This window comes from Kitasatospora sp. NPDC001540, from assembly GCF_042894345.1.
GTDB classification, from domain to species: Bacteria; Actinomycetota; Actinomycetes; order Streptomycetales; family Streptomycetaceae; genus Kitasatospora; species Kitasatospora phosalacinea_C.
Genome location: NZ_JBIAVO010000016.1, coordinates 142281 through 168302 on the forward strand (window position 1 = coordinate 142281; position 26022 = coordinate 168302).

25 protein-coding genes are annotated in these 26022 nt (G+C 75.2%); 12 read left to right on the plus strand and 13 right to left on the minus strand.

The genetic code is table 11. The features are described from left to right. Nucleotides 1-212 precede the first annotated feature (212 nt). On the plus strand, nucleotides 213-1322 hold the full coding sequence (locus tag ACFY00_RS20440; RefSeq protein ID WP_388032912.1) for an AI-2E family transporter: 1110 nt from the start codon (nucleotides 213-215) through the stop codon (nucleotides 1320-1322). On the opposite strand, the gene ACFY00_RS20445 is transcribed toward ACFY00_RS20440, so the two are convergent. From ACFY00_RS20445 to ACFY00_RS20455, 3 genes are all read right to left on the minus strand, one after another. Beyond that, nucleotides 1314-1544, minus strand: coding sequence for a hypothetical protein (locus ACFY00_RS20445; RefSeq protein ID WP_388032913.1), 231 nt, complete (start codon nucleotides 1542-1544; stop codon nucleotides 1314-1316). The genes ACFY00_RS20440 and ACFY00_RS20445 overlap by 9 nt on opposite strands. 99 nt (nucleotides 1545-1643) lie before the next feature. Beyond that, entirely contained in the window at nucleotides 1644-1781 is a 138-nt protein-coding gene (locus ACFY00_RS20450; RefSeq protein ID WP_388032914.1) for a hypothetical protein, read from the minus strand. Continuing rightward, nucleotides 1778-2464, minus strand: coding sequence for an HAD family hydrolase (locus tag ACFY00_RS20455; protein ID WP_388032915.1), 687 nt, complete (start codon nucleotides 2462-2464; stop codon nucleotides 1778-1780). The genes ACFY00_RS20450 and ACFY00_RS20455 overlap by 4 nt, the downstream gene beginning before the upstream one ends. Nucleotides 2465-2608: 144 nt before the next feature. Here ACFY00_RS20455 and ACFY00_RS20460 point away from each other — a divergent pair, with 144 nt between their 5' ends. Beyond that, nucleotides 2609-3115 (plus strand): DUF6328 family protein, encoded by a 507-nt coding sequence (locus ACFY00_RS20460; RefSeq protein ID WP_388032916.1) that lies wholly within the window; start codon nucleotides 2609-2611, stop codon nucleotides 3113-3115. Between the two features lie 58 nt (nucleotides 3116-3173). Here ACFY00_RS20460 and ACFY00_RS20465 read toward each other — a convergent pair whose 3' ends face one another. The 9 genes from ACFY00_RS20465 to ACFY00_RS20505 all read right to left on the minus strand — a co-directional run bounded on the left by ACFY00_RS20465 (nucleotide 3174) and on the right by ACFY00_RS20505 (nucleotide 11264). Beyond that, the gene (locus ACFY00_RS20465) at nucleotides 3174-3539 is read right to left on the minus strand and encodes a hypothetical protein (RefSeq protein ID WP_388032917.1); all 366 of its coding nucleotides are present in this window, start codon (nucleotides 3537-3539) and stop codon (nucleotides 3174-3176) included. Between the two features lie 80 nt (nucleotides 3540-3619). Next, complete coding sequence (locus ACFY00_RS20470; RefSeq protein WP_388032937.1) at nucleotides 3620-4729, minus strand: enolase C-terminal domain-like protein; 1110 nt, start codon at nucleotides 4727-4729, stop codon at nucleotides 3620-3622. A 10-nt stretch (nucleotides 4730-4739) separates the two neighbouring features. Next, entirely contained in the window at nucleotides 4740-7103 is a 2364-nt protein-coding gene (locus ACFY00_RS20475; RefSeq protein ID WP_388032918.1) for a GMC family oxidoreductase, read from the minus strand. Continuing rightward, a complete protein-coding gene (locus ACFY00_RS20480) occupies nucleotides 7100-7546 on the minus strand; it encodes a hypothetical protein (RefSeq protein WP_388032919.1) in 447 nt (148 codons plus the stop codon). Before ACFY00_RS20480 ends, ACFY00_RS20475 begins: the two co-directional genes overlap by 4 nt. Further along, entirely contained in the window at nucleotides 7543-9336 is a 1794-nt protein-coding gene (locus tag ACFY00_RS20485; protein WP_388032920.1) for a thiamine pyrophosphate-requiring protein, read from the minus strand. The genes ACFY00_RS20480 and ACFY00_RS20485 overlap by 4 nt, the downstream gene beginning before the upstream one ends. Before the next feature lie 134 nt (nucleotides 9337-9470). Next, entirely contained in the window at nucleotides 9471-9881 is a 411-nt protein-coding gene (locus ACFY00_RS20490) for an SgcJ/EcaC family oxidoreductase (RefSeq protein WP_388032921.1), read from the minus strand. 141 nt (nucleotides 9882-10022) lie between these two features. Continuing rightward, complete coding sequence (locus tag ACFY00_RS20495; protein WP_388032922.1) at nucleotides 10023-10403, minus strand: VOC family protein; 381 nt, start codon at nucleotides 10401-10403, stop codon at nucleotides 10023-10025. A 235-nt stretch (nucleotides 10404-10638) separates the two neighbouring features. Then, entirely contained in the window at nucleotides 10639-10935 is a 297-nt protein-coding gene (locus ACFY00_RS20500) for a hypothetical protein (protein ID WP_388032923.1), read from the minus strand. A gap of 5 nt (nucleotides 10936-10940) precedes the next feature. Then, nucleotides 10941-11264, minus strand: a complete 324-nt coding sequence (locus ACFY00_RS20505; RefSeq protein WP_388032924.1) for a plasmid stabilization protein — start codon at nucleotides 11262-11264, stop codon at nucleotides 10941-10943. A 637-nt stretch (nucleotides 11265-11901) separates the two neighbouring features. Here ACFY00_RS20505 and ACFY00_RS20510 point away from each other — a divergent pair. The 10 genes from ACFY00_RS20510 (at nucleotide 11902) to ACFY00_RS20555 (ending at nucleotide 24133) form a co-directional block, all read left to right on the plus strand. Beyond that, complete coding sequence (locus ACFY00_RS20510) at nucleotides 11902-12699, plus strand: SigB/SigF/SigG family RNA polymerase sigma factor (RefSeq protein ID WP_388032938.1); 798 nt, start codon at nucleotides 11902-11904, stop codon at nucleotides 12697-12699. A 98-nt stretch (nucleotides 12700-12797) separates the two neighbouring features. Continuing rightward, nucleotides 12798-13253, plus strand: coding sequence for an STAS domain-containing protein (locus tag ACFY00_RS20515; RefSeq protein ID WP_388032925.1), 456 nt, complete (start codon nucleotides 12798-12800; stop codon nucleotides 13251-13253). After that, on the plus strand, nucleotides 13253-13720 hold the full coding sequence (locus ACFY00_RS20520) for an ATP-binding protein (protein WP_388032926.1): 468 nt from the start codon (nucleotides 13253-13255) through the stop codon (nucleotides 13718-13720). The genes ACFY00_RS20515 and ACFY00_RS20520 overlap by 1 nt, the downstream gene beginning before the upstream one ends. A gap of 197 nt (nucleotides 13721-13917) precedes the next feature. Beyond that, nucleotides 13918-17796, plus strand: coding sequence for a HAMP domain-containing protein (locus tag ACFY00_RS20525; protein WP_388032939.1), 3879 nt, complete (start codon nucleotides 13918-13920; stop codon nucleotides 17794-17796). A 4-nt stretch (nucleotides 17797-17800) separates the two neighbouring features. Further along, nucleotides 17801-20128 carry a SpoIIE family protein phosphatase gene (locus tag ACFY00_RS20530; RefSeq protein WP_388032927.1) on the plus strand — a complete coding sequence of 776 codons (2328 nt, stop codon included), beginning with the start codon at nucleotides 17801-17803 and terminating at the stop codon, nucleotides 20126-20128. A 103-nt stretch (nucleotides 20129-20231) separates the two neighbouring features. Beyond that, entirely contained in the window at nucleotides 20232-20402 is a 171-nt protein-coding gene (locus ACFY00_RS20535; RefSeq protein WP_285739140.1) for a hydrophobic protein, read from the plus strand. 54 nt (nucleotides 20403-20456) lie between these two features. Next, the gene (locus tag ACFY00_RS20540) at nucleotides 20457-20915 is read left to right on the plus strand and encodes an SRPBCC family protein (RefSeq protein ID WP_388032928.1); all 459 of its coding nucleotides are present in this window, start codon (nucleotides 20457-20459) and stop codon (nucleotides 20913-20915) included. A 126-nt stretch (nucleotides 20916-21041) separates the two neighbouring features. Continuing rightward, nucleotides 21042-21905, plus strand: coding sequence for a Rieske 2Fe-2S domain-containing protein (locus ACFY00_RS20545; protein ID WP_388032929.1), 864 nt, complete (start codon nucleotides 21042-21044; stop codon nucleotides 21903-21905). A gap of 106 nt (nucleotides 21906-22011) precedes the next feature. Further along, entirely contained in the window at nucleotides 22012-23508 is a 1497-nt protein-coding gene (locus tag ACFY00_RS20550; RefSeq protein ID WP_388032930.1) for an MFS transporter, read from the plus strand. 130 nt (nucleotides 23509-23638) lie between these two features. Then, the gene (locus ACFY00_RS20555) at nucleotides 23639-24133 is read left to right on the plus strand and encodes an aegerolysin family protein (protein WP_388032931.1); all 495 of its coding nucleotides are present in this window, start codon (nucleotides 23639-23641) and stop codon (nucleotides 24131-24133) included. A 44-nt stretch (nucleotides 24134-24177) separates the two neighbouring features. On the opposite strand, the gene ACFY00_RS20560 is transcribed toward ACFY00_RS20555, so the two are convergent. Continuing rightward, the gene (locus ACFY00_RS20560; protein WP_388032932.1) at nucleotides 24178-25854 is read right to left on the minus strand and encodes a beta-1,3-glucanase family protein; all 1677 of its coding nucleotides are present in this window, start codon (nucleotides 25852-25854) and stop codon (nucleotides 24178-24180) included. Nucleotides 25855-26022 lie beyond the last annotated feature (168 nt).

Sequence of the window (26022 nt, forward strand, 5' to 3'; positions counted from 1 at the left end):
CTGTCCGCCGCCGCCCGCGGCGAAACGGCCCGGGACGGGGTCGGGGCGGTGAGGGGTGGAACGGCCGCCACCGGGCAGACGGTACGGCCGGAGGTGGTGCCGCCGTGGAACCGGGAGCCCGACGCCGGACGGACGGTCGAGGCGGACGCGCGGGGAACGGCGTCCGCCGGGTGCGGGCGCCGCGCGCGCCCAGGACGCCGAGAGCGCGCCCGGTGCGGTCGAACGGGCGGCCGGGCGTCCGGCGGGGGAGCGCGCTGGAGCGGGCGGCGGGCCGGGCCTGGCGGCTGCTGGTGGTGGCGGCCGCCGGGTACGCGGGCTACCTGCTGGTGAGCAAGCTGATCCTGCCGGTGGTGGCGGTGTTCGTCGCGCTGGTGCTCACGGCCGTGCTGCGGCCCCCCGTCGACCTGCTGGCCCGCCGGATGCCGCGGGCCCTGGCCGTGCTGCTGACGCTGCTGGGCGGCCTGGTGCTGATCGCGGGGCTGGGACTGCTGGTCGCGATGGTGGTCCGGTCGCAGACCGGGCAGCTCGGCGGACAGGTGCGCAGCGGTGTCGACCGGCTGGAGCACTGGCTGGAGGGCCCGCCGCTGCACGCCAGGACCGGCACCCTGTCCGACCTGCGGCACCGGCTGGCCGACCTGGTCGGCAGCCACCGGCAGGCCGTGCTGTCCACCGCCCTCACCAGCGCCGGACGGCTGGTCGAGGCGGGGGCGGTACTCGCGCTCGCGGTCTTCTGCGCCGTGTTCCTGACCCACTCCGGGGAGCGGATGTGGAACTGGGCGACCGACCTGATGCCGCGCCGGACGGCCCCGGTCTGGCACCGGGCCGGGCACGCCGCCTGGCGCACCTTCGCCGGGTACACCCGGGGCCTGTTCCTGGTCGCGGGCACCAACGCCGTCCTGGTCGGCGTGGTGCTGGCGGTGCTGGGCGTGCCGCTGGCGCTGCCCCTCGCCGGGCTGGAGTTCCTGGCCGCGCTGATCCCCCTGGTCGGCTCGCCGATCGCGCTGGCCGTCGCCTCCCTGGTCGCCCTGGCCACCCGCGGCCCGGTCACCGCCCTGCTGGTGCTGGCCCTGATCGTGCTGATCGGCCAACTGGAGGGCCACGTCCTGCACCCCCTGGTGATGGGCTGGGCCGTCCGGCTGCACCCCGTCGCGGTCGCCCTGGCCGTGGCCGTCGGCGGCACCCTCGGCGGGATCGTGGGCGCGGCCGTCGCGGTGCCGGTGCTGTCGGTGGGCTGGGCGGTGTTCCGCGAGCTGCGGGACGGGGAGGCGCCGGGCGGGGACGGACCGGGCGGGGGAGGGAGGGAAGGGCCGCCCTCACGGTAGGGACGAGGCCCGGGGGCCGGGCCCGCCGCCGGTGGAGGAGCGGGCGGTGCGGGCGGCGCGGGCCGCCGTCGCCGCCAGCCGGGCCGCCCCCGCCACGACCGCCACCGCGACCGCCGCCAGCACCAGCAGCGCGGTCAGCAGACCCCGGCAGGGCGGGCCGAGCACCGCCCGGAACGGGTGGTGGCGCATGGTGCGCAGGCGCAGGTCGAGTTCGACGTCCACCCGCAGTTCGGCCTCCAGGGCCGCCAGCAGGTGGCGCTCCCGGGGGGGAGAGCGTCGCGCCGTCCACCGTCCTCACCGCCCGTCGTCAGTCGTCCGTCGTCAGTCGTCCGTGACCGTGGCCTGGCTCAGCAGCGTGCCCAGGGCGCACAGGGCCGTCCAGGACACCGCGCGGGTGCGGTAGCCGAGGCGTCGGGCCAGGTGGGCGAGGCGACCGCCCGCCGGGCGCGTCCCGTTCACCGTTCACCCGCCCGGGGGTGCGCCAGCGCGCTGCGGTCGAGGCCGTCCAGCAGCGCGCCGACCGAGGGGTGCACCTCGACGGCGCCGGTGCCGCGCAGTTCCGCGGCGGCGAACCCGCCGGTCTCCACCCCCACGCACGGCGTCCCGGCCCGGCCCGCCGCCTGGACGTCCCAGACGCTGTCGCCGACGAACACCGAGCGCTCGGCCGCCGCGGACGCCTGCTCCAGCGCCCGCCGCACCAGGTCCGGGGCGGGCTTCGAGGCGTCCACCCCGTCCGCGTCGGTCACCGCGTACACGGCGTCGTCGGCGTCCAGCACCCGTCGCAGCACATCCAGTTCGCGCCCCGAGGCGGAGGTCGACAGCACCACCCGCCAGCCCCGTCGGCCGCACTCCCGCAGCAGGTCGCCCGCTCCCGGGAAGGCCCGCAGTCCCGGCCAGTGCTGGGCGTACAGCGCGAGGTGCGCGGCGGAGAGGGCGTCGTCCTCCGAGCGGTCCCGGTCGTCGCCGAGCAGGTGGTCGAGCAGTTGGTCGCTGCCCATGCCGATGGCCCGGTGGATCCGGGCCGCGTCCACCTCGTGCCCGTACTGCGCCAGCGCCTGCCACCAGGCGAGCGTGTGCAGGTAGACGGTGTCCACCAGGGTGCCGTCCACGTCGAACAGTGCGGCCGCGACGTCCGTTGCCATCCCGTCGCCTCCTCCCGACCAGGGCCCGCCGGGCCCGTACCTCTTGCGGTGCGTGCCCCCGTCTACCCCGGCCGCCGCGCCCCACACCCCCGTTTTCCGCCGCGCCCGGCCGGACAGACGCCCGGGCAGGAAGGGGCCGCGACCATGTCCGAACTGCACCTGGGCCGGAACGAGACCCCGAACGAGCGCGCGGACCGGCGCTGGACCGAACTCCTCCAGGAGGTCCGGGTCGCCCAGACCGGCGCGCAGATCCTGTTCGGCTTCCTGCTGAGCGTGGTCTTCACGCCGCGCTTCACCACGCTCGACGCCTTCGAACACGGCCTGTACGTGGTCACCGTCGTCCTCGGCGCCCTCGCCACCGGCGCGCTGATCGCCCCCGTCGCCTACCACCGGCTGCTCGCCGGGCGCCGCCTCAAGCCCCAACTCGTCGACGCCACCGCCCGGGTGGTCACCCTCGGCGTCGTCCTGCTCGCCCTCACCGTCGGCTCCGCACTGCTGATGCTGCTGCACCTGGCCACCGGGGGCAGCCCGCTGGCCTGGCTGATCGTCGGCGCCGTGATGGGCTGGTTCGCGCTGTGGTGGCTGGTGCTGCCCTGGCTGCTGCTGCGCCGCAACGACAACGGCAGCGGCAAGGGGGACCACCAGGGGTGAACGGTGCGGTTCCGGCGTGGGCGGTCGGACGTCCCCGGCCGTCGGGCGGCGCCCGGCGTCAGTGCGTGAAGCGGTGGCGCGGGCGGCCGGTCGGGCGCGGGGTGGCGGTGGAGCCGCCGGTGGTGGTGCGGTCGGTCGGGTCGGTCGGGTCGGTGGTGCGGTCCAGGGGCACGGCGGTGTCCCGGGCGGCGGGGGTCCGGTGGCGGCGGTGCCAGCGCAGGCCGCCGACGGTCAGGGCGATCCCGGCGCAGAAGAGCAGCGCGAGGGCCAGGCCGGCCAGGAAGGCGCCGAGGGTGCTCATGGTGGCGATCTGGTGACCGAGCACGTCGACGCCGGTCTCGGGGCCGCCGCCGAGGTTGTCGGCGATCAGCAGGCCGGCGAACGCGCCGGACGCGGCGAACAGCAGGATTCCGAGCAGCAGCATGGTTCAGGTCCTTTCGCTTGCTCCGTTGCTCCCGGTCGGCGGGCGTCTGCCCAGGAGGGGCCGGGACGAATCAGCCCGGGTCAGGCGTCCACCAGGTAGGGCGCGGCGCGTCCCTCGGCGAGGGTCAGGCCGTGGCCGGGGGCGCCGTCCGCGCCGGGGGTGACGGTGCCGCCCGCCGGGTCGAGGGTGCCGTCGAAGAGCAGCGACTCGATCCGGACGTGGTCGTGGAACCACTCCAGGTGCCGGACGGTGGCGGCCCGGGCGGCCGCCGCGTGGGCGTGCGCGTGCGGGGAGCAGTGCCCGGAGAGCTGGACGCCGGAGGCCTCGGCGACGGTCGCGGCGCGCAGGAAGCCGGTCGGGCCGCCGCAGCGGGTGGCGTCCGCCTGCAGGCAGTCCACGGCGGGGGCGAGCCGGGCGAAGTAGCGGGCGTCGTCGCCGTACTCGCCGGCCGCGACGTCGGGGGTGACGGCGGCGCGGACCGCCGCCAGGGCGGCCGGGTCGTCGGAGGGGACGGGCTCCTCGAACCAGGTCACCCCGTCGTCGGCGAACGCCGCCGCCAGCCGGATCGCCCGCTTCGCGGTGAACGCGCCGTTCGCGTCCACGTACAGCGCCGCGTCCGGGCCGATCGCGGCGCGGGCGACGGCGATCCGCTCCAGGTCGCGCTCGGGGCGCCCGCCCCAGGACTCGCCTATCTTGATCTTGACGCGCGGGATGCCCTGCTCCTCGACCCAGCCGCGCAGTTGGCGCTCCAGCACCCGGTCCGGGTACGTGGTGAAACCGCCGCTGCCGTACACCGCCACCGGCCGGGGCCGTCCGCCCAGCAGGCCCACCAGCGGGACGTCCAGCAGCCGCGCCGCGAGGTCCCACAGCGCCAGGTCGACGGCCGACAGCGCGTACGTGCCCAGGCCCGGGCGGCCCGCGTTGCGCAGCGCCCGCCGCATCGCCTCGTGGGCGCCCGCGGTGTCGAGCGCGTCGCGGCCCAGCACCGCCGGGCCGAGCTGCTCGCGCACCAGCGGGGCGGCGGCGGCCGGGCCGTACGTCCAGCCCAGGCCGGTGACCGGGCCGCTGCCCGCCTCGACCAGGACCAGGGTGGTGGCGTCCCAGGCGAAGGTGCCGTCGGCCTCGGGGCGGTCGGTGGGCACGGTGTACACCCGCGCCGTCAGCCATTCGATCGGACGGTCGGTCCACATGTCGGTCACCTCACGCTTCTCGGGTCGGGACGCGCAGGCCCCGGCGGGCCCCGGCGGCGAGCACGCCCGCCGCCCGGTCGACCACGGCCATGATGGTCAGCGCCGGGTTGGCGGCGCCCTGGGTCGGCAGCACGCTGCCGTCGGTGATCAGCAGGTTCGGCACCGCGAAGGAGCGCAGGTCCCGGTCGACCACGCCGTCCTCGGGACGGGCCGCCATCCGGCAGCCGCCGACCAGGTGCGCGTACCGGTCGATGCTGATCACCTCGCTGGCCCCCGCCGCCGTCAGGACCGCCTCCATGGCGCCGCGGGCCGCCGCGATCAGCTGCCGGTCGTTGTCGCACTGCGAGTAGGCGAAGTGCGCGACCGGCAGCCCGTGCCGGTCCTTCTCCTCGGCCAGGGTGACCCGGTTGTCGGCCTGCGGCAGCAGCTCGGCCAGCCCGCCGAGGGTCGCCCAGTGCACGTAGTCGGACAGGTAGCGGCGCAGGTTCGCGCCCCAGTGGCCCTGGGCGACCACGTGCTCGGCCCAGGTGATCGGCATCGGCGAGACGGTCTGGATGCTGAAGCCCCGCCGGTACGGCTTGGCCGGGTCGGTCTCGTAGAACGCCTCCGTCGACACCTCCGGCGGCGGCGCCTTGTACGCCCGCACCTCCTGCTCGAAGCGGCCGGAGACCTGCGGCGCGCCCTGCACCATCACGTACCGGCCGACCAGGTCGTGGTCGTTGCACAGGCCGTCCGGGAAGCGCTTGTTCGCCGAGTTGAGCAGCAGCCGGGGCGTCTCGATCGCGTACCCGGCGACCGCCACCGTCCGGGCCCGCTGCAGGTGCTCGCGCCCGCCGCGCAGGTAGCGCACGCCGCGGGCCAGCCCGTCCGGGCCGAGCTCGACCGCGCAGGCCATCGCGTCGGCGCGGACCTCCACGCCGTGCGCCAGCGCGTCCGGCAGGTGGGTGATCAGCGGCGAGGCCTTCGCGTTGACCTTGCACCCCTGCAGGCAGAAGCCCCGGTAGACGCAGTGCGGGCGCCGCCCGAACCGGCCGTTGGAGATCGCCACCGGCCCGACCCGGGCCTCCAGCCCCAGCGCCGCCGCCCCGCGCAGGAACACCTCGCCGTTGCCGCCGACCGGGTGCGGCGCGTGCGGGTAGGCGTGCGGCTCGCCCCACGGCCAGTACTGGCCCGCCACCGGCAGCTCCGCCTCCAGCCGCTGGTACGAGGGGCGCAGGTCGTCGTAGGACAGCGGCCAGTCGGCGCCCACCCCGTCGCGGCTGCGGGTGGCGAAGTCGGACGGGTGGAAGCGCGGAGCGTAGCCGGCGAAGTGCACCATCGAACCGCCCACCCCGCGCCCGGAGTTGTTCGACCCCATCGGCACCGGGTCGGAGCCCGAGAGCACCCGCGGCTCGGTCCAGTACAGCTGGTGCGCGCCGTACTCGTCGCTCACCCAGTCCCGCAGCGGGTCCCAGAACGGGCCCGCCTCCAGCACCACCACCGACCAGCCCGCCCGGGCCATCCGCTGCGCCAGCACGGTGCCGCCCGCGCCGCAGCCGACGACCACCAGGTCGACCTCGTCCTCGTCCCGGTGGCGGCGCATCCGCTCGACCAGCCGCCGGTCGAAGCCCAGGCCGTCGGGCGGCAGCAGCCACGCGGAGGCGTTGCGCCGCCGTACCGACCGCTGGCGGCGGGTGGTCTGCCGCAGGGTGGCGAGCGCGGCCCTCGCCTCGCCGTGCCGCCCGGGGTCGGTGACGGCGGGCAGCGGCGGCGGCGCGGGCCGCTCGGCGTCCGGCTGCTGCTCGGGGCGCGCGTCGGCGACCTCCCAGCGCTCGCGCCGCCCCAGGCCGAGCCGGGCGTAGCCGGACGGGAACGCCGGTCCGCCGAAGCCGATCTCGTCCCAGGCCGCCGGGTGGGCGTAGTACGCGGTGCACGCGTAGCGCGTCCACAGGCTCCACACGTGCTTCGCGGGCCAGCCGTGCCAGCGCTCCGCCCGGCGCACCCTCTCGATCAGGCCGTCCTGCAGCCGCTCCGGCAGCTCGGCGAAGGCGGGGCGGCCCGGCAGCGCCCGGGCGTCCTCGTCCAGCGCCCGCATCGTCTCCGGCCAGGCCCGGTCGTCCGGCGGCAGGTCGGCGTAGTGCCAGCCGTCGGTCTCCCGCTCGGCCAGCCGGGCGTCGATCACCGGCAGCAGGTCGACCGGCGGGTGGTCCAGCAGCCGCTCCAGCAGGGCCCGGGCGACGGCCTCCTCGGCGGGCGTGAACAGCCGCAGCGGCGGGCGCGGGCCCGCCACCCGGGAGGTCACCAGGGCGGCGGTCACCTCGTCCCAGTGCGGGCGGCGGTCCAGCGAACGGTAGCCGGGGAACCGGTCGCGGTACTCCGGCCGCTCCGCGCTCACGAGCGGCCCTCGCGCCGCAGCACCGCCGCGACCAGGCCCATCCCGCCGACCATGCCCAGCAGCAGCGGCGCGAACACCGGCGGGCCGGTCTCCAGGTTGAACCGGGCCATCCGCCGGCCGCCCGGCTTCTGGGCCACCCCGCGCACATGCAGCCAGAACCCCTGCAGCCCGTTCGCGGCGATCGCCGCCGAGGCCAGCGGCAGCAGCGTCCGGGCCGCCCGCGCGTCCAGCGCGCCCGCCAGGCCCGCCGCCGCGCCGACCGGGCCCAGCACCACCGGCCACCACATCATCCGGTTGCCGAACCCGGCCCGGTCGTGCTCCAGGTAGATCTCGGCGGCCGCCACCAGCGCCCCCGCGCCGGTCGCCAGGGACAGCGAACGCTGGAAGCGGCCCTCGCGGACGGCTTCGAACGGCCCGGCCACGGCGGCCAGCGGCCAGGTCACGACCTGCTCCGGTGCGGCAGCAGCTCGGCCAGCTTGGCCCGCAGCCCGCGCTTGACCACCGCCGCCCGGTCGCTGTCGCCGCGCAGCACCGACTGGGCCGCGTCCTTGATCTGCGACCACTCGGCGTGCGGCGGGATCGGCGGCACCGCCGGGTCAGTACGCACGTCCAGCACGCACGGCCGGTCCGCGCCCAGCGCCCACTCCCAGGCCGCCCGCACCTTGCCGGGCTCCTCCACCCGCAGCCCGCGCAGGCCCACCGACTCGGCGAAGTCCGCGTACCGGACGTCCGGCAGCTGCTGCGAGGGCAGGAAGCTCGGCGCGCCCTGCATCGCCCGCATCTCCCAGGTCACCTGGTTCAGGTCGTGGTTGTTCAGCACGCACACCACCAGCCGCGGGTCGCTCCAGCGCTCCCGGTAGCGGGCGACGGTGACCAGCTCGGCCAGCCCGTTCATCTGCATCGCGCCGTCGCCGACCAGCGCCACCACCGGCCGGTCCGGGTGCGCGAACTTCGCGCCGATCGCGTACGGCACGCCCGGGCCCATGGTCGCCAACGTGCCCGACAGCGAACCGCGCATCGTGCCGCGCATCCGCAGGTGCCGGGCGTACCAGTTCGCGGCCGACCCGGAGTCCGCCGTCACGATCGCGTTCTCCGGCAGCAGCGCGTCCAGCGCGTGCACCAGGTACTCCGGGTTCACCGGGTCGGCGGGCACCTTCGCCCGCTCCTCCATCACGTCCCACCAGCGCGCGGTGTTCTTCTCCACCTGCTTGCGCCAGCTCCGGTCCTTCTTGCGGCGCAGCATCGGCAGCAGCCGGTCCAGCGTCGCCGCCGCGTCACCGACCAGGTTCACCTCGTACGGGTAGCGCAGCCCCACCATGAACGGGTCGGCGTCGATCTGCACCGCCCGCGCCTGGTCGAACTCCGGCAGGAACTGGGTGTAGGGGAAGCTGGAGCCCACCGTCAGCAGCGTGTCGCAGTCCCGCATCAGCTCGTACGAGGGCCGGGTGCCCAGCAGCCCGATCGACCCCGTCACGTACGGCAGGGTGTCCGGCAGCACGTCCTTGCCGAGCAGCGCCTTCGCCACCCCCGCGCCCAGCAGCTCGGCCACCTGCTCGACCTGCCGGCGCGCCCCGCGGGCGCCCTGGCCGACCAGCATCGCCACCTTGCCGCCCGCGTTCAGCACCTCGGCCGCCCGCGCCAGCTCGGCGTCGTCCGGCACCGGGTGCGACTTCGGCATCCCCAGGCTGGACGGCACCATCTTGAACGCGTGCTCCGGCGCCTGCTCGGGCAGCTCCTGCACGTCCGCCGGAATGATCACGGCGGTCACCGTGCGGTACGTCGCGGCCGTCCGGAACGCCCGGTCCAGCACGTTCGGCAACTGCTGCGGGACGGTCACCATCTGGCAGTACGCCGAGGCCACGTCCTTGTACAGGCTCAGCAGGTCCACCTCCTGCTGGTACGAGCCGCCCATCGCGCTGCGGTCGGTCTGCCCGACGATCGCCACCACCGGCACGTGGTCCAACTTGGCGTCGTACAGCCCGTTCAGCAGGTGGATCGCACCCGGTCCCGAGGTGGCCACGCACACGCCGACCTGCCCGGAGAACTTGGCGTAGCCCACCGCCTCGAACGCCGCCATCTCCTCGTGCCTGGCCTGCACGAAGGAGGGCTGGTCGTCGGCCCGCCCCCACGCGGCCAGCAGTCCGTTGATGCCGTCCCCCGGGTAACCGAACACCTGCTCCACGCCCCACTCGCGCAAGCGGGCCAGCACCTGATCCGCGACAGTCCTTGACACGGGACGTCCTCCTTCTCGCACGACGACACCACTCCCCGGCGTCTGACCGCCCCCGCCGGGGCGGAAACACCGGGGAGCGGTGCCGCTGTGCGCACCCGGCCCCCCACCGCCGCCGCGGTGGGGGGCCGGGCGGGTCAGTGCGCGGGCGCGTGCACCGGGCTGTTGTGGTACGCGGCGATCAGCCAGCGCTCCTCGCGCTTCTCCAGCACCCAGGTCGCGTGGACCTTCCGGTCCTCGGGGACCTCGCTCTCGCCGCCGAACAGGATGCCCGACTCGTTGACCACGATCGCGGCGTCCCGGCCCAGGAAGCGCACGCCCAGGGTGCGGTTCCAGGTCGAGGTGGACTTCAGCGGGCCGGCGAAGGACCGCGCCATGCCCGCCCGGACGGCCTCGCGGCCGTCGCGCAGCGAACCCGGCAGGATCGCGGTGGCGTCCGCCGTGTAGTCGGCGACCATCGCCCCGGCGTCACCGGCCTCCCAGGCTTCGTAGGACGCGGCCAGCACCGCATGGATCGCGGCGAGGTCCGCCGCACGGTCGTCCGTCATCGGACGTCTCCCTTGCACTCGTTCCGGTCCGCCCCACCGGGTCGGGGGGCTCACCGGTACGTACCGGCGGCGGGCCGGAAACTCATCGCGGCTCCGGGGAGGAATTCCTCCGGAGCCGCGACGGACGGGCGGGACGGCCGGTCAGAGCTGCTTGATCCGGGCCCTGAGCAGGCAGAAGACGTTGCCCTCCGGGTCGGCGAGGACGTGCCAGGACTCCGCGCCGGTCTGCCCGACGTCGGCCGGGCGCGCCCCGAGCGCGAGCAGGCGCGCCAACTCGGCGTCCTGGTCGCGGTCGGTGGCGCTGACGTCGATGTGCAGGCGCGGCAGGCCCGGGTGCGGCTCGGCCTCGGGGCTCAGGACCAGCGTCGGCTGCGCGCCGCCGAAGCCCTCCCTCGGGCCGATCTCGACGCTGCCGTCCTCCTCGCGGTCGAGCACCACGAAGTCCAGTACCTCGCACCAGAACCGCGCCAGCACCTCGGGCTCGTGGCAGCCCAGGACGAGTTCGCTGATCCGACACGCCATCGGCGGCACCTGCTTCCGTTGGGAGGGGGATGGGAGCGCGGGGCGGTGGGCCCCGGCGCTCGGCGCAGACCGTACCCGGCGCAGCGGGGCGGGGCGAAGGGTTTTGCCCACCGGGTGCCGCCCGCGTTCCCGGCAGCCGGGACGGGCACGCCTCGGCCCGCAGGACGCCGTCGGCGTCCTGCGGGCCGGGGGACCCGCCCGTCTGATGGGGCGCGCCTTCGTCACGCGGCTGCCGTCACGGGGCCGGGCTCGGCTGCGGCGTGGGTTCGGGGTGCGGTTCGGGCCGGAACGGCGGGCCGCGGCGGTCCGGCGGCTCCGGGGAGGGCGCCGGATCGGGCGGGGCCGGGTCCGGGCCCGGGTGCGGTGGCTGCGGGTCGTGCGGGACGGGCGGGGACAGCGGCGGGTCCGGGTCCGGCGGCAGCGGGCCGGGGCCGAGCGGTCCCGGCGGATCGGTCGGCCGGGGCGGCGAGTCCGGCGGCTCGGGCGGCCGGACGTCCGGGTCGACGGGCATCGGAACGGTCATCGCGGTCATCGGCGTCACCGCCCCAGCGCGTGCGCGAGCTGGTCCTTGTTCATCTTCGACCGGCCCTTGATGCCGCGCTGCCGCGCCTCGTTGTACAGCTGGTCGTACGTCGGGCCTCCGGCCCCCTGGTGCGAGCGCTTGCCGCCCCGGTGCCCGGAGGAGACGTCGTGCGTGGAACTGCGGCTCGCCGTCCGGCTCTCGCCGTGCCGGGCCCGTTCCTTGTTGACGGTGCGGGCGGCAATCTCCGCGGCGCGCTTCTCGCCCACGCCCCGCTTCAGCTCGCCCTCCTTGATGTGCTCGTACTGGCGCTCCCGCTTGGGGCTCGATCCGGCGGGCATGGTCGGACTCCTCTCGTCGCCGTACGGTCACGGCGCGCCTACCCGCCGCCGTGCGAACCAACCGGGCCGACCGGAAACCGGACGATCGGGACGAGGTGGACGAGGCGGAAGAATCCGGCAAATCGGGTTTACGGCCGACGAACGGGGTAGAAGTCAGGACGCCACGTCGAGCGCGCACCGCCCGACGCGGCTGACCCCCAGGGGGCGCAGTGTCACGCCACGTGACACGTCACGGTATGTGAGCCGAGATCGCGAGCAGAAGTCGCGAACCGCGCGCCGCGTGCCGGGAGCCGTCGCCTGAAGAAGCCGGGTTTCCACGGTTCTCCGCCCGCCCCGCCGCCGTCCCGACGCCGTGCGGCCCGCCGAGTCACGGACGGCCTCGGTCGTCAGGTGCCCCGGCGTGCCGCCATCGGATCGGACTGCCGGGGCAGGTCCCACCGTACCCGGGAGATGACTCCCCGTGACCAGAGCCTCCACGCTGCGCAGCACGCCCGCCACGGCGCCCGCTGCTCCCGACGTCACCCTCACCCCCGCCCCCGCCACCTCCCCTCCCGCCGCTCCCGAGACCGCGACGGCCGGGAGCGGGACGGCCGAGGCCGACCCGATGCACCGCCCCACCCGGCGCGAGATGCGCGCCATGGGCAAGTACGAGGCCCGCCGCCTCGGCGACGCGCTGTTCCGGCGGCTCGCCGAGCTGCCGCCCGAGGACCCGGCCCACAGCTACGTCCGGGGCACCCTGATCGAGCTGAACATGCCGCTGGTGCGGTTCGTCGCCGCCCGGTTCCGGCACCGCCCCGAGGACCTGGACGACATCATCCAGGTCGGCACCGTCGGACTGATCAAGGCCGTCGACGGCTTCGACCCGGACCGCGGCGTCGAGTTCGTCACGTACGCGATCCCCACCATCTCCGGCGAGATCAAGCGGTTCTTCCGCGACACCTCCTGGCCGCTGCGCGTCCCGCGCAGCGTGCAGGAGCGCTACCTGGCGGCCGTGCACGCCTCCGACCGGCTCGAGCAGACGCTCGGACGGCTGCCCGACACCGCCGAGATCGCCGAGGAGCTGCACGTCAGCGAGGAGCAGGCCGCGGAGGGCATGGAGGCCGGGCGGCTGTGCCGCTGCGACTCGCTCGACTCGCTGCGCGACGAGGACTCCGACGACGCGGGCAGCGCCCTGGTCAACCGGCTCGGAGCCTGCGACCCCGAGCTGGAGGTCGCCGAACTCCGGGTGATGGCCAAACCCTTCCTCAACCGGCTGCCCGAACGGGAGCGCACCGTCCTGCTCCTGCGGTTCTGGGGCGGGCTGACCCAGAGCGAGATCGCCACCGAGATCGGCGTCTCCCAGATGCACGTCTCCCGCATCCTGGCCGCCACCCTCGCCGGACTGCGCCGGCAGATCGAGGGCCGGGAGGACGAGGGGCCGTCGGCCGCTGATTGAGCCCCGACCGGTCGGGTAGTCGCGGGGGGCCGACCGCCCCAGGGTGGGAGGACCCGGGTGGAAGGACCCGACACCGTACGGTAGGAGGTGTTCGAGCCGTGGACGCACAGCCAGGTGCAGGTCCCGGCGCTCCACTCACCGTCGCGCTGCGGCACCCGCCCGACGCGCTGGTGGTGCGGCCCGAGGGAGAACTCGACCACGACAGCGTCGGCCCGCTGCGCGAAGCCCTGGAACGGGCCGTCGCCGAGCCGCCCGGGCGACTGGTGGTGGACTGCGGCGGCCTCGACTTCTGCGACTCCACCGGGCTCAACCTGCTGCTGCGCGCGCACGCCGCCGCCGTGCGGGCCGGCCTCCCGCTGCTGCTGGCCGCGCCCGGGGCGGTGGTCGCCCGGATGCTGGCGATCACCGGCGCGGACGAGGTGCTGGAGGTCCACCCCACCGTCGAGGAGGCGCTCGCGGCGCCGGGGGCGGGTGTCTCGGTGGACGGCTCGGTGAACGGTGCGGCGGGCGGTTCGGTGGTGGGCCCGCTGGACGACTCGATCGGGGCACCGTGATGGCCGCGCGCCCGGCCCGTCCCGCGCGCCCCGACCGCCCCCCGCCCAGCGGCACGGACCGGCGCAGCCTGCCGCTGACCGCCGCCCCCGGCACGGTCGCCCGCGGACGCGAGTTCACCCGTACGGCGCTGCGGGCCTGGGGCTGGTTGCCCGCCCCGGACGCCGAGGCCCGGGCCGCCGCCGAGGATGTGCTGCTGATGACCAGCGAACTGGTCACCAACGCCTGCCAGCACGCCAGCGGCCCCTACCTGCTCGAACTGACCCGGCGCGGGCCGCTGCTGCGGGTCGCCGTCAGCGACGCCGACGACCGGCTGCCGGTGCTCCGTCCGCTCCGGGTGCCCGCCCGCCCCGGCGGGTACGGGCTGCGGGTGGTCGACCGGCTGGCCACCGCCTGGGGCAGCGAACCGCTGCCGGGCGGCGGCAAGACGGTGTGGCTGGAGGTCGTCCGCTCTCCGGCGGAACCCTGACCGCGGAAGTGCCACAGTGGGAGCAGGAAGCGGTCCCGGCCACCGGGTCCGTGCCGTGATCCCGGAGCTGAGGTGATGGTCGCGTGGAGAGCACACCGGACCCCGGACGGCCGCCCCGGCACCAGCCGCCGCAGCCGCCGCCGTCGGACAGCAGCGGGAGCCGGGAGCACGCGCGGGCGGACGACCTCGACGGGGCCCTGCCCGCCGGAACTGCCGGAACTGCCGCGCCGGTGGCCGCCGACGCCGACGGCGCCGCGCTGCGCCGCCTGCTGGCGGGGCTGACCGCCGTCCGGGACGGCGACCTCACGCTGCGGCTGCCGGACGCGCCGGGGGTGCTGGGCGAGATCTCGGGCGTGTACAACGACATGGCGGAGCGGCTGGCCCGGCTGAACGCCGAGGTGACGCGGGTGGCCCGGGAGGTCGGGACCGAGGGCATGCTCGGCGGCCAGGCGGAGGTGCCGCAGGCGCACGGGGCGTGGCGGGAGCTGGCCGACTCGGTGAACGCGATGGCGGGCAACCTGACCTCGCAGGTGCGCAACATCGCGCAGGTGACCACGGCGGTGGCCCGGGGCGACCTGACCCGCACCATCGACGTGGACGCCCGGGGCGAGATCCTGGAGCTGAAGAACACCGTCAACACGATGGTGGAGCAGCTGAGTTCGTTCGCCGCCGAGGTGACCCGGGTCGCCCGCGAGGTCGGCACCGAGGGCATCCTCGGCGGGCAGGCGGACGTCCGGGGCGTCTCGGGGACGTGGCGCGACCTGACCGACAGCGTCAACTTCATGGCGGGCAACCTGACCGCGCAGGTCCGCTCGATCGCGCAGGTCGCCACCGCGGTGGCCCGGGGCGACCTGAGCCGGAAGGCCGACGTGGTGGCGCGCGGCGAGATCCTGGAGCTGAAGAGCACCGTCAACACGATGGTGGAGCAGCTGGGTTCGTTCGCGGGCGAGGTGACCAGGGTGGCCCGCGAGGTCGGTACGGAAGGCATCCTCGGCGGGCAGGCGGACGTCCGGGGCGTCTCGGGGACGTGGCGCGACCTGACCGACAACGTCAACGTGATGGCGTCCAACCTGACCGGCCAGGTCCGCTCGATCGCGCAGGTCGCGACCGCGGTGGCCCGCGGTGACCTGTCGCAGCGGGTCACCGTCGAGGCGGAGGGCGAGGTCGCCGCGCTGGCCGGGGCGTTGAACACCATGGTGGACACCCTCTCGGCGTTCGCCGCCGAGGTGACCCGGGTCGCCCGGGAGGTCGGCACCGACGGCACGCTGGGCGGGCAGGCCCGGGTGCCGAACGTCGCGGGCACCTGGAAGGACCTCACCGACAGCGTCAACTTCATGGCGCACAACCTGACCTCGCAGGTGCGCAACATCGCGCAGGTGACCACGGCGGTGGCCCGGGGCGACCTGACCCGCAAGATCGACGTCGACGCCCGGGGCGAGATCCTGGAGTTGAAGAACACCATCAACACGATGGTGGAGCAGCTGAGTTCGTTCGCCGCCGAGGTCACCCGGGTCGCCCGCGAGGTGGGCACCGAGGGGCGGCTGGGCGGCCAGGCCGAGGTGGAGGGCGTCTCGGGCACCTGGAAGCGGCTGACCGAGAACGTCAACGAGCTGGCCGGGAACCTGACCCGGCAGGTCCGGGCGATCGCCGAGGTGACCAGCGCCGTCACCGCGGGCGACCTGACCCGCTCGATCACGGTGGACGCCTCCGGCGAGGTCGCCGACCTCAAGGACAACATCAACGTGATGGTGGAGTCGCTGCGCGAGACCACCCGCGCCAACCAGGAGCAGGACTGGCTGAAGACCCACCTGGCCCGGCTCACCGCCCTCATCCAGGGACGGCGCGAACCGGCCGCGGTGGCCGAACTGCTGATGGACGAGCTGTGCCCGCTGCTGGACGCCCAGTACGGCACCTGCTATCTCGCCGAGGACACCGAGGACGGCGTGGTGCTGGCCCGCGCCGCCGCCTACGGCCACCACCGCGCCGACACCCCGCGCCGCTTCGGCCTCGGCGAGTCGCTGGTCGGCCAGGCCGGACGCAGCCGCCGGGCCATCGCGATCAGCGAACTCCCGCCCGGCTACGCCGAGATCGCCTCCGGCCTCGGCTCGGCCGCGCCCCGCGAACTGCTGATCCAGCCGATCGCCATGGAGGACCGGCTGCTCGGCGTGGTCGAGGTCGCCACCCTGCACCACTTCACCGGCCTGCACCGGGACTTCCTGGAGCGCCTGGCCCAGGACATCGGCACCACCCTCGCCACCCTGCTGGCCAACGCCCGGACCGACGAACTGCTCCGCGAGTCCCGTCGGCTCACCGCCGAACTCCGGGCCCGCTCCGAGCAGTTGGTCGACGGCCAGGAGGAACTGCGGCGCTCCAACGCCGAACTCGGCGAGAAGGCCGAACTGCTCGCCGCCCAGAACCGCGACATCGAGGCGAAGAACCTGCAGATCGAGCAGGCCCGCCGCGAACTGGAGGAACGGGCCCGGCAGTTGACCAGGACGTCGATGTACAAGTCGGAGTTCCTGGCCAACATGAGCCACGAACTGCGCACCCCACTGAACAGCCTGCTGATCCTGGCCCAACTGCTCGCCCAGAACAGCGAGGGAAACCTGACCGGCAAACAGGTCGAGTACGCCGAGGTGATCCGCTCCGCCGGGTCCGACCTGCTGCAACTGATCAACGACATCCTCGACCTGTCGAAGGTCGAGGCGGGCAAGCTCGACGTCACCGTCGAACCGTTCGAACTGCGCGAACTCCTCGACTACGTGGACACCACCTTCCGCCCGCTCGCCGCCGAGAAGGGCCTCGACTTCCGGATCACCACCGCGCCCGGCGCCCCCGAACACCTGCACACCGACCAGGCCCGCCTGCGGCAGATCCTGCGCAACCTGCTCTCCAACGCGGTGAAGTTCACCGACCGGGGCTTCATCGAACTCGCCGTCGAACCCGCCCGTCCCGGCGAACTCCCCACCGAGCGCCGCGACCTGGCCGCCGTCGCGTTCCGCGTCCAGGACTCCGGCATCGGCATCGGCGCCGACCACCTGGAATCCATCTTCGGCGCCTTCCAGCAGGCCGACGGCACCACCAGCCGCAAGTACGGCGGCACCGGCCTCGGGCTCTCCATCAGCCGCGAACTCGCCCGCCTGCTCGGCGGCGTGGTCAGCGCCGAATCCGTACCGGGGGAGGGGAGCTGCTTCACCCTGCTGCTGCCCGCCGCGTACGCCGAACCGGAGGCCGAGGACGGGCCCCGGACGGCGGAGGGGGAGCCGCGACCGGCCGGGGAGCGCCGCATCCTGGTGGTCGAACCCGACCCGCCCGGGCTGCTCACCCTGCTCACCCGCAGCGGCGTCACCGGCCGCGACCCCGCCACCACCGTCGACAGCGCGGGCGACCCCGACAGCGCCCTCGCCGCCCTCGACCGCGCCCCCCACGACCTGCTCGTCCTCGACCTCGGACTGCCCGAGGACGGCGCCCGCACCCTGCTCGCCGCCCTCGAACGGCGCGCCGACCCGCTCCCCGTCCTCGGCCACACCGGCGGAGCCGAGCCGTCCGTCCCCGCCGCCGACCGGCTGGAGGTCGCCACCGGCCTGGACGAGCTGCGCGAACGCATCGCCAAGGCCGTCAGCGCCCCGGACCCCGCCCCGGACCCCGCCCCGGCCGCCGACCCGCCCGACCGGCCCGCACCCCCGGCCGGGCCGGGGCGGCTCGCCGGACGCACCGTGCTGGTCATCGACGACGACCCGCGCAACGTCTACGCCCTCAGCACCGCACTCGAACTCGAGGGCGCCACCGCCCTGCACGCCGCCAACGGCCGCACCGGCCTCGCCCTGCTGCGCGCCCACCCCGAGACCGACCTGGTGCTGATGGACCTGATGATGCCCGAGCTCGACGGGTACGCCGCCACCGCCGCCATCCGCCGGAGCACCGACCGGGCCACCGTCCCCATCGTCGCCGTCACCGCCAAGGCCATGCCGGACGACCGCGCCCGCAGCCTCGCCGCCGGGGCCGACGACCACCTCACCAAACCCGTCGACGCCGCCGAGCTGATCGCCACCGTGCAGAGGTGGGTGGAGAGTTGACGCCATGAACGAGCCGACGCCGAGCCCCGGACCGACGCCGCCCCCGGACGTCCGCCACCTGCTCGCGCTGCGGCTGCGCGACGCCCAGCAGGAGGTCGCGGAGCTGCGCGCCGCGCTCGCCACCCGCCCGCTCACCGCCCTGGCCACCGGCGTCCTCGCCGAACGGCTGGGCTGCGGACCGGCCGAGGCCGGGGCCCAACTGCTCGCGCTCGCCGAACGCGCCCGCCTCGGCCCGCAGGAACTCGCCGCCGACATCCTCACCACCCTGCCCGCCACCACCAGCGGCACCACCACCGGGCCCGGCCCCGCCCCGCCCGCACCCCCGGCACCCCCGCCCGGACGGCCGCCGCCCGTCGTCGAGGCCGCCCTCGGCCAGGCCGCCGACCTGCTCGGGGCCCCCGCCGCCGTGCTCTGGACCGTCCAGCCCGGCGGCGCCCTGCACCCCGTCGTCGCGCCCGGCTTCACCGAGGCCGAACGGACCGCCTGGCGGCACGTCCCGCCCGGCCTGCCCACCCCCGCCCAGCAGGCCCTGGCGGGCGGCTCCGCGCTCGGCCCCACCGGCCCGGTCGCCGCCACCCTCGGCGCCGACCGCGCCCCCTACCGCCTCGCCGTGCCGCTGCACCGCGCCGACGCCCCCGCCGCCGTGCTCGAACTCGCCTGGGAGAACCACCCGCCCGACCCCACCCCCGCCGAACGGCGCCGCCTGCGCGCCGTCGCCGAGGTCTGCGCCCTCGCGCTGACCGACCGCCCCGACCCCGTCGTCGCGGACACCGCCCCCGACACCGCCGCCCTCGACGCCGCCCTCGCCCCCGCCCTGCTGCTGGCCCCCGAACCCGCCACCGGCCAGCCCGCCGACTTCCGCGTCCTGCGCGTCAACACCGCCTTCACCGACCCGGCCGGCCGCCCCCCGCACCGCGTCGAGGGCCGCACCCTCACCACCGCCTACCCGCAGGCCTGCGCCGACGGCCTGCTCGACCTGCTGCTGCGGGTGCACGCCACCGGCCGCCCGCACCACGCCGACACCCTCGCCCTGAACTTCCTCAGCGGCCAGACCCCCGTCCCCGTCCTGCTGGAGTTCGCCGCCGCCCGCCTCGCCCACCCGCCCGGCCACCTGCTGGTCAGCTGGCGGCCCACCGGCGCCGACGACCGCACCGACCGGCTGCTGCGCACCGCCCAGCGCCTCAGCCACCTCACCGGGTTCGAGGAGGACCTGCGCAGCGGCGAGGTCCACTGGACGCCGGGCACCGCCGACCTGCTCGGCCTCCCCGCCGGCACCGCGCCCGTCCCGCTCGCCGCCCTGCCCGCACACGTCCACCCCGACGACGAGCAGGCCGTCCGCAGGGTCGTCAACTCGGCCGTCGACAACGGGCGTCCGGACTCCACGGTGTTCCGGATGCGGCACCTCAGCAGCTACACCCACTACGTCCGGATGGTCGCCGAACCCGTCCCCGACCCGACCGGACGCACCGCCGCCGTCCGCGGCGCCTTCCAGGACGTCACCGCCCAGCACTGGACCGAGACCGCGCTCGCCGCCACCACCGAGAGCCTCGCCTCCACCCGGCAGGAGGCCGCCGAACGCCACCTGCTCGCCCTGCGCCTGCAGCAGGCCATCCTGCCACCCGCCCCGCCCCCGCTGGAGAGCGCCGGACTGCGCGCCGCCGTCCGCTACCGGCCCTCCTCGCAGCGCGACCGGGTCGGCGGCGACTGGTACGACACCACCCTGCTGCCCGACCGCACCGCCCTGCTGGTCGTCGGCGACATGGCCGGCCACGGCGTCGAGGCCGCCACCGGCATGGTCGCCCTGCGCAACGCGCTGCGCGGCCTCGCCTACACCGGCGCCGGGCCCGGCCGCCTGCTCGGCTGGCTCAACCAGGCCACCGCCGACCTCACCGGCGCCGCCACCGCCACCGCGATCTGCGCCCGCTACCACCCCGACACCCGCACCCTGCACTGGGCCCGGGCCGGCCACCTCCCGCCCCTCCTGCTGCGCGACGGCACCGTCCGCCCGCTCCCGCTCCCGCACGGCATCCTGCTCGGCGCCGCCGAGAACCCCGACTACCAGGAGCAGCACCTCGCCATGCGCCCCGGCGACGTCCTGCTGCTCTACACCGACGGCCTGGTCGAACGCCGCGACCAGGCCGTCGAGGAACCGCTCGACCACCTCGCCCGCGCCCTCGCCGGACCGGCCACCGACCTCGACGCCCTGCTCGACCGGGCCCTGGCCGCCAGCACCGCCGACACCGACGACGACACCTGCCTGATCGCCGTCGAAGTCCTCCCGGGCGGCCCTCCCGGACGGCAGGAGCGTTCGGGACCGGGCGAAAGCGTTTGATCCGGGGCGAACCGGTCAGACGCCCGTCAGACCCCCAGCGGGTTCGCGGCCACCGACCGTCCCCCTTCGGCGGCCGCCCGTGGAACGAGGAGGTGCGACCGCCGTGCTCGCGATGCTGTTGGTGCTGCTACTGATCGTCATCCTGTTCGGAGCCGGTTTCGCCGCGCACGTGCTGTGGTGGATCGCGATCGCCGTGCTGGTCCTGTGGCTGATCGGCTTCGTCGCCCGGGGCGCCGGAACCGGTGGCGGCCGCTCCCGCTGGTACCGATGGTGACCCTGGTGACCCACCAGGTCCTCACCGGCCCGTGAACGAAACGGAGGAGAACGCATGAGCATGGTCCAGGAGACCATCGAGGTGAACGTCCCCCTGCACACCGCGTACGACCAGTGGACGCAGTTCGAGGACTTCCCCCGGTTCATGGACGGCGTCGAGGAGGTCGTCCAGATCGACGAGCGCCACAACCACTGGCGCACCAAGATCGCCGGAGTGACCCGGGAGTTCGACACCGAGATCGTCGACCAGCTGCCCGACCAGAAGATCGCCTGGCGGACGGTGGGCGGAGACGTCCAGCAGATGGGCGTGGTCAGCTTCGCCCGGCTCGACGACGCGCGCTGCGAGGTGCGCCTGGCCATGGACTACGACCCGAAGGGCATGGCCGAGCACGCCGCCGACGCCATGGGCATGATCGACCGCCGGGTCCGCGGTGACCTCGACCGCTTCAAGTCCTTCATCGAGGAACGCGGTGTGGAGAGCGGCGGTTGGCGCGGGCGGATCACCCCCGCCTGACCCGCGCCACCACCACCGACCCACCGCGGCACCGCGCCGCCCCGCACCGTCCAGCGGGGCGGCGCGGTGCCGCGCGCCCGCCCGCGGCCGGGGTTTGCCGTCCGCCGGGACGGACAGCCGCAGGGCATGGATGCCTACCACGCCCTCGCCGACCGGATGGACGCCCCCGCGGGCTGGACGTTCCTCGACCCGGTCGCGGAACGGATCGCCGCCCTCGTCCAGCGCCTCCCGCTCGGCCCCGCCCGGGACGCGCTGCACGGCGTCTGGCTCGGCCACCCGCTGCACCCCGCCCTGGCCCAACTCCCGGTCGGCTGCTGGACGGCCGCCACCCTGCTGGAGGCGACCGGCGGGGACGACCGGGCCGTGCGCCGACTCACCGCCACCGGACTGGCCGCCCTGCCCCCGGTGCTGCTGGCGGGCTGGGTCGACTGGTCCCGGCTGCCGCCCGCCCACCGCCGGATCGGACTGGTGCACGCCGCCGGAGCCGCCACCGCCGCCCTCCTGCACGCCGCCTCGCTGCGCGCCCGCCGCCACGGACGCCCCGCCCGGGGACGGCTGCTCGGCCTGGCCGGGACCGGCACCGTCGGCCTGGTCGCTGCGCTCGGCGGACACCTCGCCTACCACAAGGCCGCCGGCGCCGCCCACGCCGAGGCCGAACCCCGGCTGGCCCCGTCCGACTGGCACTCCCTCGGAGCGACCGCCGACATCCCCGAGAACACCCCCGTCCGCCGCCAGCTCGGGGACGTCCCCGTCGTGGTGGTGCGCACCGCCGAGGACGGGTGGACGGTGCTCGCCGACCGCTACACCCACATGGCGGCCTCCCTCGCCGGGGGCGAGGTCGTCGACGGCTGCCTGGAGTGCCCCCTGCACCACTCCCGCTTCCGGCTCTCCGACGGCCGCCCCGCGCGCGGACCGGCCACCGCCGCCCAACCGCGCTTCGAGACCCGCGTCCTGGCCTACCACCTGGAGGCCCGGCCCGTGAACCCGTGAGACCCGGCGCGGCCCGAACCGGGGGTGTGCCCGGGCCCCGGCGGGGCAGACGCGCCCCCGGTACGCCCGGAGGGGCCGGGCGTACGACCGGATGACGGAGGTCGTGATGTCCGCACCGCAACGCAGTACCGTCGGGGCCGGAGGCGATCCGGCAGTCATCGAGACCGACGTCCCCGCAAGACTCGACCGGCTGCCCTGGTCGCCCTGGCACTGGCGGATCCTGATCGGCCTGGGCACCGTCTGGATCCTGGACGGCCTGGAAGTCACCGTGGTCGGCAACCTCGCCGCCCGCCTCGCCGAACCCGGCAGCGGCATCGCGATCAGCACCGCCCAGGTCACCACCGTCGCCGCCGCCCTCTACGTGGCGGGCGCCTGCTGCGGCGCGCTGTTCTTCGGCTGGCTGACCGACCGGCTGGGCCGCAAGAAGCTGTTCATGCTGACCCTCGCCGTCTACCTCCTGGCGACCGGCGTCACCGCGCTGTCCTGGACGCCCTGGTTCTTCTTCCTCTGCCGGTTCTTCACCGGCTTCGGCATCGGCGGCGAGTACGCGGCCATCAACTCGGCGATCGACGAACTGATCCCGGCCCGGGTCCGCGGCCGGGTCGACCTGATCGTCAACGGCAGCTTCTGGATCGGCGCGGCGCTCGGCGCGTTCGCCTCCATCGCGCTGCTGAACACCTCGCTGTTCGCCACCGACGTCGGCTGGCGGCTGGCCTTCGGCATCGGCGTGGTGCTGGGCCTGGTCATCCTGCTGGTGCGGCGGCACGTCCCGGAGAGCCCGCGCTGGCTGTTCACCCACGGCAAGGGCGCCGAGGCGGAGGAGATCGTCCGCGAGGCGGAGGCGATCGTCGAGAAGGAGACCGGCAAGCCGCTGCCCCCGGTGGACGAACCGCCGATCGCGATCCGCGAGCGCGGCCCGATCGGCTTCGTCACCATCGCCCGCACCCTGGTCTCCACCTACCCGCGCCGCACCGTCCTCGGCCTGTCGCTGTTCATCGGGCAGTCCTTCCTCTACAACTCGATCACCTTCGGGTACGCGGCGATCCTCACCCAGTTCTTCGACGTCCCCGCGGGCGACACCGGCTACTACTTCGCGGTGATCGCGGTCGGCAACTTCCTCGGCCCGGTGCTGCTGGGCCCGCTCTTCGACTCGGTCGGCCGCAAGCCGATGATCGCGGGCAGCTACATCGGCTCCGGCGTCCTGCTGTTCGGCACCGCCTGGCTGTTCCAGCACGGCTCGCTGAGCGCCGTCGGGATGACGGCCTGCTGGACGGCCGTGCTGTTCTTCGCCTCCGCCGGGGCCAGCGCCGCGTACCTGACCGTCAGCGAGATCTTCCCGCTGGAGACCCGCGCCCTGTGCATTGCCTTCTTCTACGCGGTCGGCACGGCGGCGGGCGGCATCTCCGGCCCGCTGCTCTTCAACGGGCTGGTCAGCAGCGGCCAGGTCGGCGACGCCACCCTCGCGTTCTGCATCGGCGCGGCCCTGATGGCGGCCGCGGGCCTGGTCGAGGCCTTCCTCGGCGTCCGGGCCGAACGCCGCAGCCTGGAGTCGCTGGCCGCCCCGCTCAGCCAGGTCGAACGCACCGGGGCGGCGTCGTCCTGACGGGCCGCCCGGACGAACGGGCGGCAAGGGAACGGTCAGCGTCCGTCAATCGGAGGTTTATCGTGACGGCGCACAGTGGTGGCACGGCCGCAGGAAAGTCCGCGGCCGGTCAAGGGGGGAACCACCAGCAATGCGCACGCACCACAAGATCGCCGGGACGCTGACCGCGACCGCCGCCCTCACCCTCGCCCTCGCGGGCACGGCCACCGCCGCGCCCGCGGGGGCGAGCAACCCGACCGTGACCACCAGCGCCATCGCGGCCCGCAGCACCGTGGTCAAGCTGAACAACTGGACCGGCTGCACCCTCACCCGGGAGGGCTGGTCGCTGGCCCACGGCATCTGGAGCCTGGAGCCCCCGGTGCGGATCGACGACCAGCAGCAGGGCTTCTGGGCCTCGGAGTCCAACGGCTTCGCCACCGGCACCGAGGGCACCGTCCGGTTCTTCTCGGAGAACTGCGCGAACCCGGTGCTGAACGGCCGGATCGTCCAACTGCACTGGAACAACCCGTACGTGGGCTCCAACAGCTACCACTCCAACGGCACCGACCTGAAGTTCTACGTGCCGAAGCCGTCCGGCGGCAGCGGCAACAACGCGGTCGCCGAGTTCTCCGCCTGGGGCCGGTAGGCCGCGGGCGGGGCGGGGCGCCCCGCTCGCCACCTGACGTGCCGTCAGGAGAAGGTGAACCAGTTGAGGTTGACGAAGTCGGCGGGCTGGCCGCTGCTGAAGGTCAGGTAGACGTCCCGGACGCCGGTGATCCGGCTCAGGTCGGCCGGGACGGTCCGCCAGGACTGCCAGCCGCCGGTGTTGGCGACGGCGAAGCTGCCGACGGGCGTCGCGGTGGGGCTGCCCAGCCGGACCTGGACCAGGCCGCTGACCCCGGCGGCCGCGCCGGACGCCACGCGGGCGTCGATCCGGGTCGCGCCGGTGGTGCCGAAGTCCAGGGTGTAGCGCAGCCAGTCGCCGTTGGCCAGCCAGCCGACGTCCGTGCCGCCGCCGGTGTCGGAGCACGCCTCGGTCTGCGCACCCGACTGCGCGACGTACGACTCCGCCTGCACGGTGGCGAACGCGCTGCCGCCGCCGCTCGGCGGCGGTGTGGTGCTGCCGCCGCCACCGCCGCCGCCCGCCAGGCCGCCGACGGTGATCACCCAGCGGGTGGGCGCGCCGGACTGCACCTTGCCCTCGAAGTCGACGCCCGCCGGGTGGACGTCGTCGTACGGGAAGGCGTAGCCGAGGCCGTCGGGCGTGGTGGAGTGCAGGATCCGGGCGTAGTGGTTGGTGCGGGCCTGGGTGTAGAAGGCGGCCGGGTTCTCGTTGGTGGGCTGGACGGGGTTGCTCAGCAGCGTGGTGCGGTTGAACGCGGCGGCCAGCCGGGCGCTCAGGTTGCCCATCAGGTCGTTGCCGGTGGTGAACGGCGCGTCGCTGCAGGAGAAGATCGCCAGCGTGGACGGCTTGGCGAACGACCCGGCGCCGGGGAAGTTCAGCGTGCCGCCGCTGACCCGGCCGGTGAAGGTGCCCCAGGTGTACTGGGTGTCGATCCGCAGGTCGGTGCTGGCGTACTTGCTCCACACCTGGTCGACGTACGGCTCGAAGTAGCCGCTGAACAGGGCGCTGTTGCCGCGGATCGCCAGGTTGGGCGCCAGCACCCGCAGGTCGGCGCCGGAGCGGTTGACCACCAGCTTGCTCCAGTCCGAGCCGTCGACGCCCGACTGGGCGCGCAGCGCGGACGCGACCCGGGCCAGGCCGTCGGAGGGCAGGCCGCGCACCGTCTGGGTGGCGCCGCCGGAGACCTCCAGCTGGAAGGCGATCGGCAGGCAGACCATGTCGACGAAGGTGATGTTGCCGAACAACTGGTCGTTGTTGAAGGTGAATTCGCAGAAGTCGTGCCGGACGTCGATGTTCGGGTCGGACGGGTTGACCACCGAGGGCAGCGCCAGCCCGCCGCCGCGGTTCATCAGGAAGGTCAGCTTGGCGCCGACCGAGAAGTAGATCCGCCCGCTGTCCAGGTGCGGCAGCGTCACCCGGCGCGGCGCCGCCCCGGAGGCGTTCAGCGCGATCGCGCAGTCCACGCCCAGCGGCGTCTGGTCGTTGGCCGGGTTCGGCGGGTGGTACAGGCTGGAGCCGTCCGCCTGCAGGAACGCCCAACCGCCGCCGGCCGCCGGGTCGCGGCCGACCACGTACGCGTAGACGGTGTTGCTGCCGGTGGTGTTGGCCAGGTCGAGCGGCAGGGTCGCGGGCGTCTGCGCCTGGGCCTGCCCGCCGACGGCCAGGTAGCTCGCGGGCAGGGCGAGCGCGGCGGCGGTCAGCAGGGCGCGGCGGGAGAGCTTCGCCGGGGGACGGGGCGTCATGGCGTGGGGGAGTCCTCTCGGGTGGGGAGGCGGTGCGGGTGCGGGGGTGGGGGCGGGGGCGCGCCGGGGGGGGGGGGGGGGGGCGGGGGGGCGCGCCCGGGGGGGGGGCGGGGGGGGGGGCCCCCGGGCCGGGGCCGGGGGGGGGGCGGGGGCGCGGCCCCGCGGGGC

Bases quoted from the DNA above. Each gene is read 5' to 3' on its own strand.
- ACFY00_RS20455 (WP_388032915.1), bottom strand. From the start codon at position 2,464: ATGGCAACGGACGTCGCGGCCGCACTGTTCGACGTGGACGGCACCCTG.
- ACFY00_RS20460 (WP_388032916.1), top strand. From the start codon at position 2,609: ATGTCCGAACTGCACCTGGGCCGGAACGAGACCCCGAACGAGCGCGCG.
- ACFY00_RS20465 (WP_388032917.1), bottom strand. From the start codon at position 3,539: ATGCTGCTGCTCGGAATCCTGCTGTTCGCCGCGTCCGGCGCGTTCGCC.
- ACFY00_RS20470 (WP_388032937.1), bottom strand. From the start codon at position 4,729: ATGTGGACCGACCGTCCGATCGAATGGCTGACGGCGCGGGTGTACACC.
- ACFY00_RS20490 (WP_388032921.1), bottom strand. From the start codon at position 9,881: ATGACGGACGACCGTGCGGCGGACCTCGCCGCGATCCATGCGGTGCTG.
- ACFY00_RS20495 (WP_388032922.1), bottom strand. From the start codon at position 10,403: ATGGCGTGTCGGATCAGCGAACTCGTCCTGGGCTGCCACGAGCCCGAG.
- ACFY00_RS20500 (WP_388032923.1), bottom strand. From the start codon at position 10,935: ATGACCGCGATGACCGTTCCGATGCCCGTCGACCCGGACGTCCGGCCG.
- ACFY00_RS20505 (WP_388032924.1), bottom strand. From the start codon at position 11,264: ATGCCCGCCGGATCGAGCCCCAAGCGGGAGCGCCAGTACGAGCACATC.
- ACFY00_RS20510 (WP_388032938.1), top strand. From the start codon at position 11,902: ATGGGCAAGTACGAGGCCCGCCGCCTCGGCGACGCGCTGTTCCGGCGG.
- ACFY00_RS20520 (WP_388032926.1), top strand. From the start codon at position 13,253: ATGGCCGCGCGCCCGGCCCGTCCCGCGCGCCCCGACCGCCCCCCGCCC.
- ACFY00_RS20530 (WP_388032927.1), top strand. From the start codon at position 17,801: ATGAACGAGCCGACGCCGAGCCCCGGACCGACGCCGCCCCCGGACGTC.
- ACFY00_RS20540 (WP_388032928.1), top strand. From the start codon at position 20,457: ATGAGCATGGTCCAGGAGACCATCGAGGTGAACGTCCCCCTGCACACC.
- ACFY00_RS20545 (WP_388032929.1), top strand. From the start codon at position 21,042: ATGGATGCCTACCACGCCCTCGCCGACCGGATGGACGCCCCCGCGGGC.
- ACFY00_RS20550 (WP_388032930.1), top strand. From the start codon at position 22,012: ATGTCCGCACCGCAACGCAGTACCGTCGGGGCCGGAGGCGATCCGGCA.
- ACFY00_RS20555 (WP_388032931.1), top strand. From the start codon at position 23,639: ATGCGCACGCACCACAAGATCGCCGGGACGCTGACCGCGACCGCCGCC.
- ACFY00_RS20560 (WP_388032932.1), bottom strand. From the start codon at position 25,854: ATGACGCCCCGTCCCCCGGCGAAGCTCTCCCGCCGCGCCCTGCTGACC.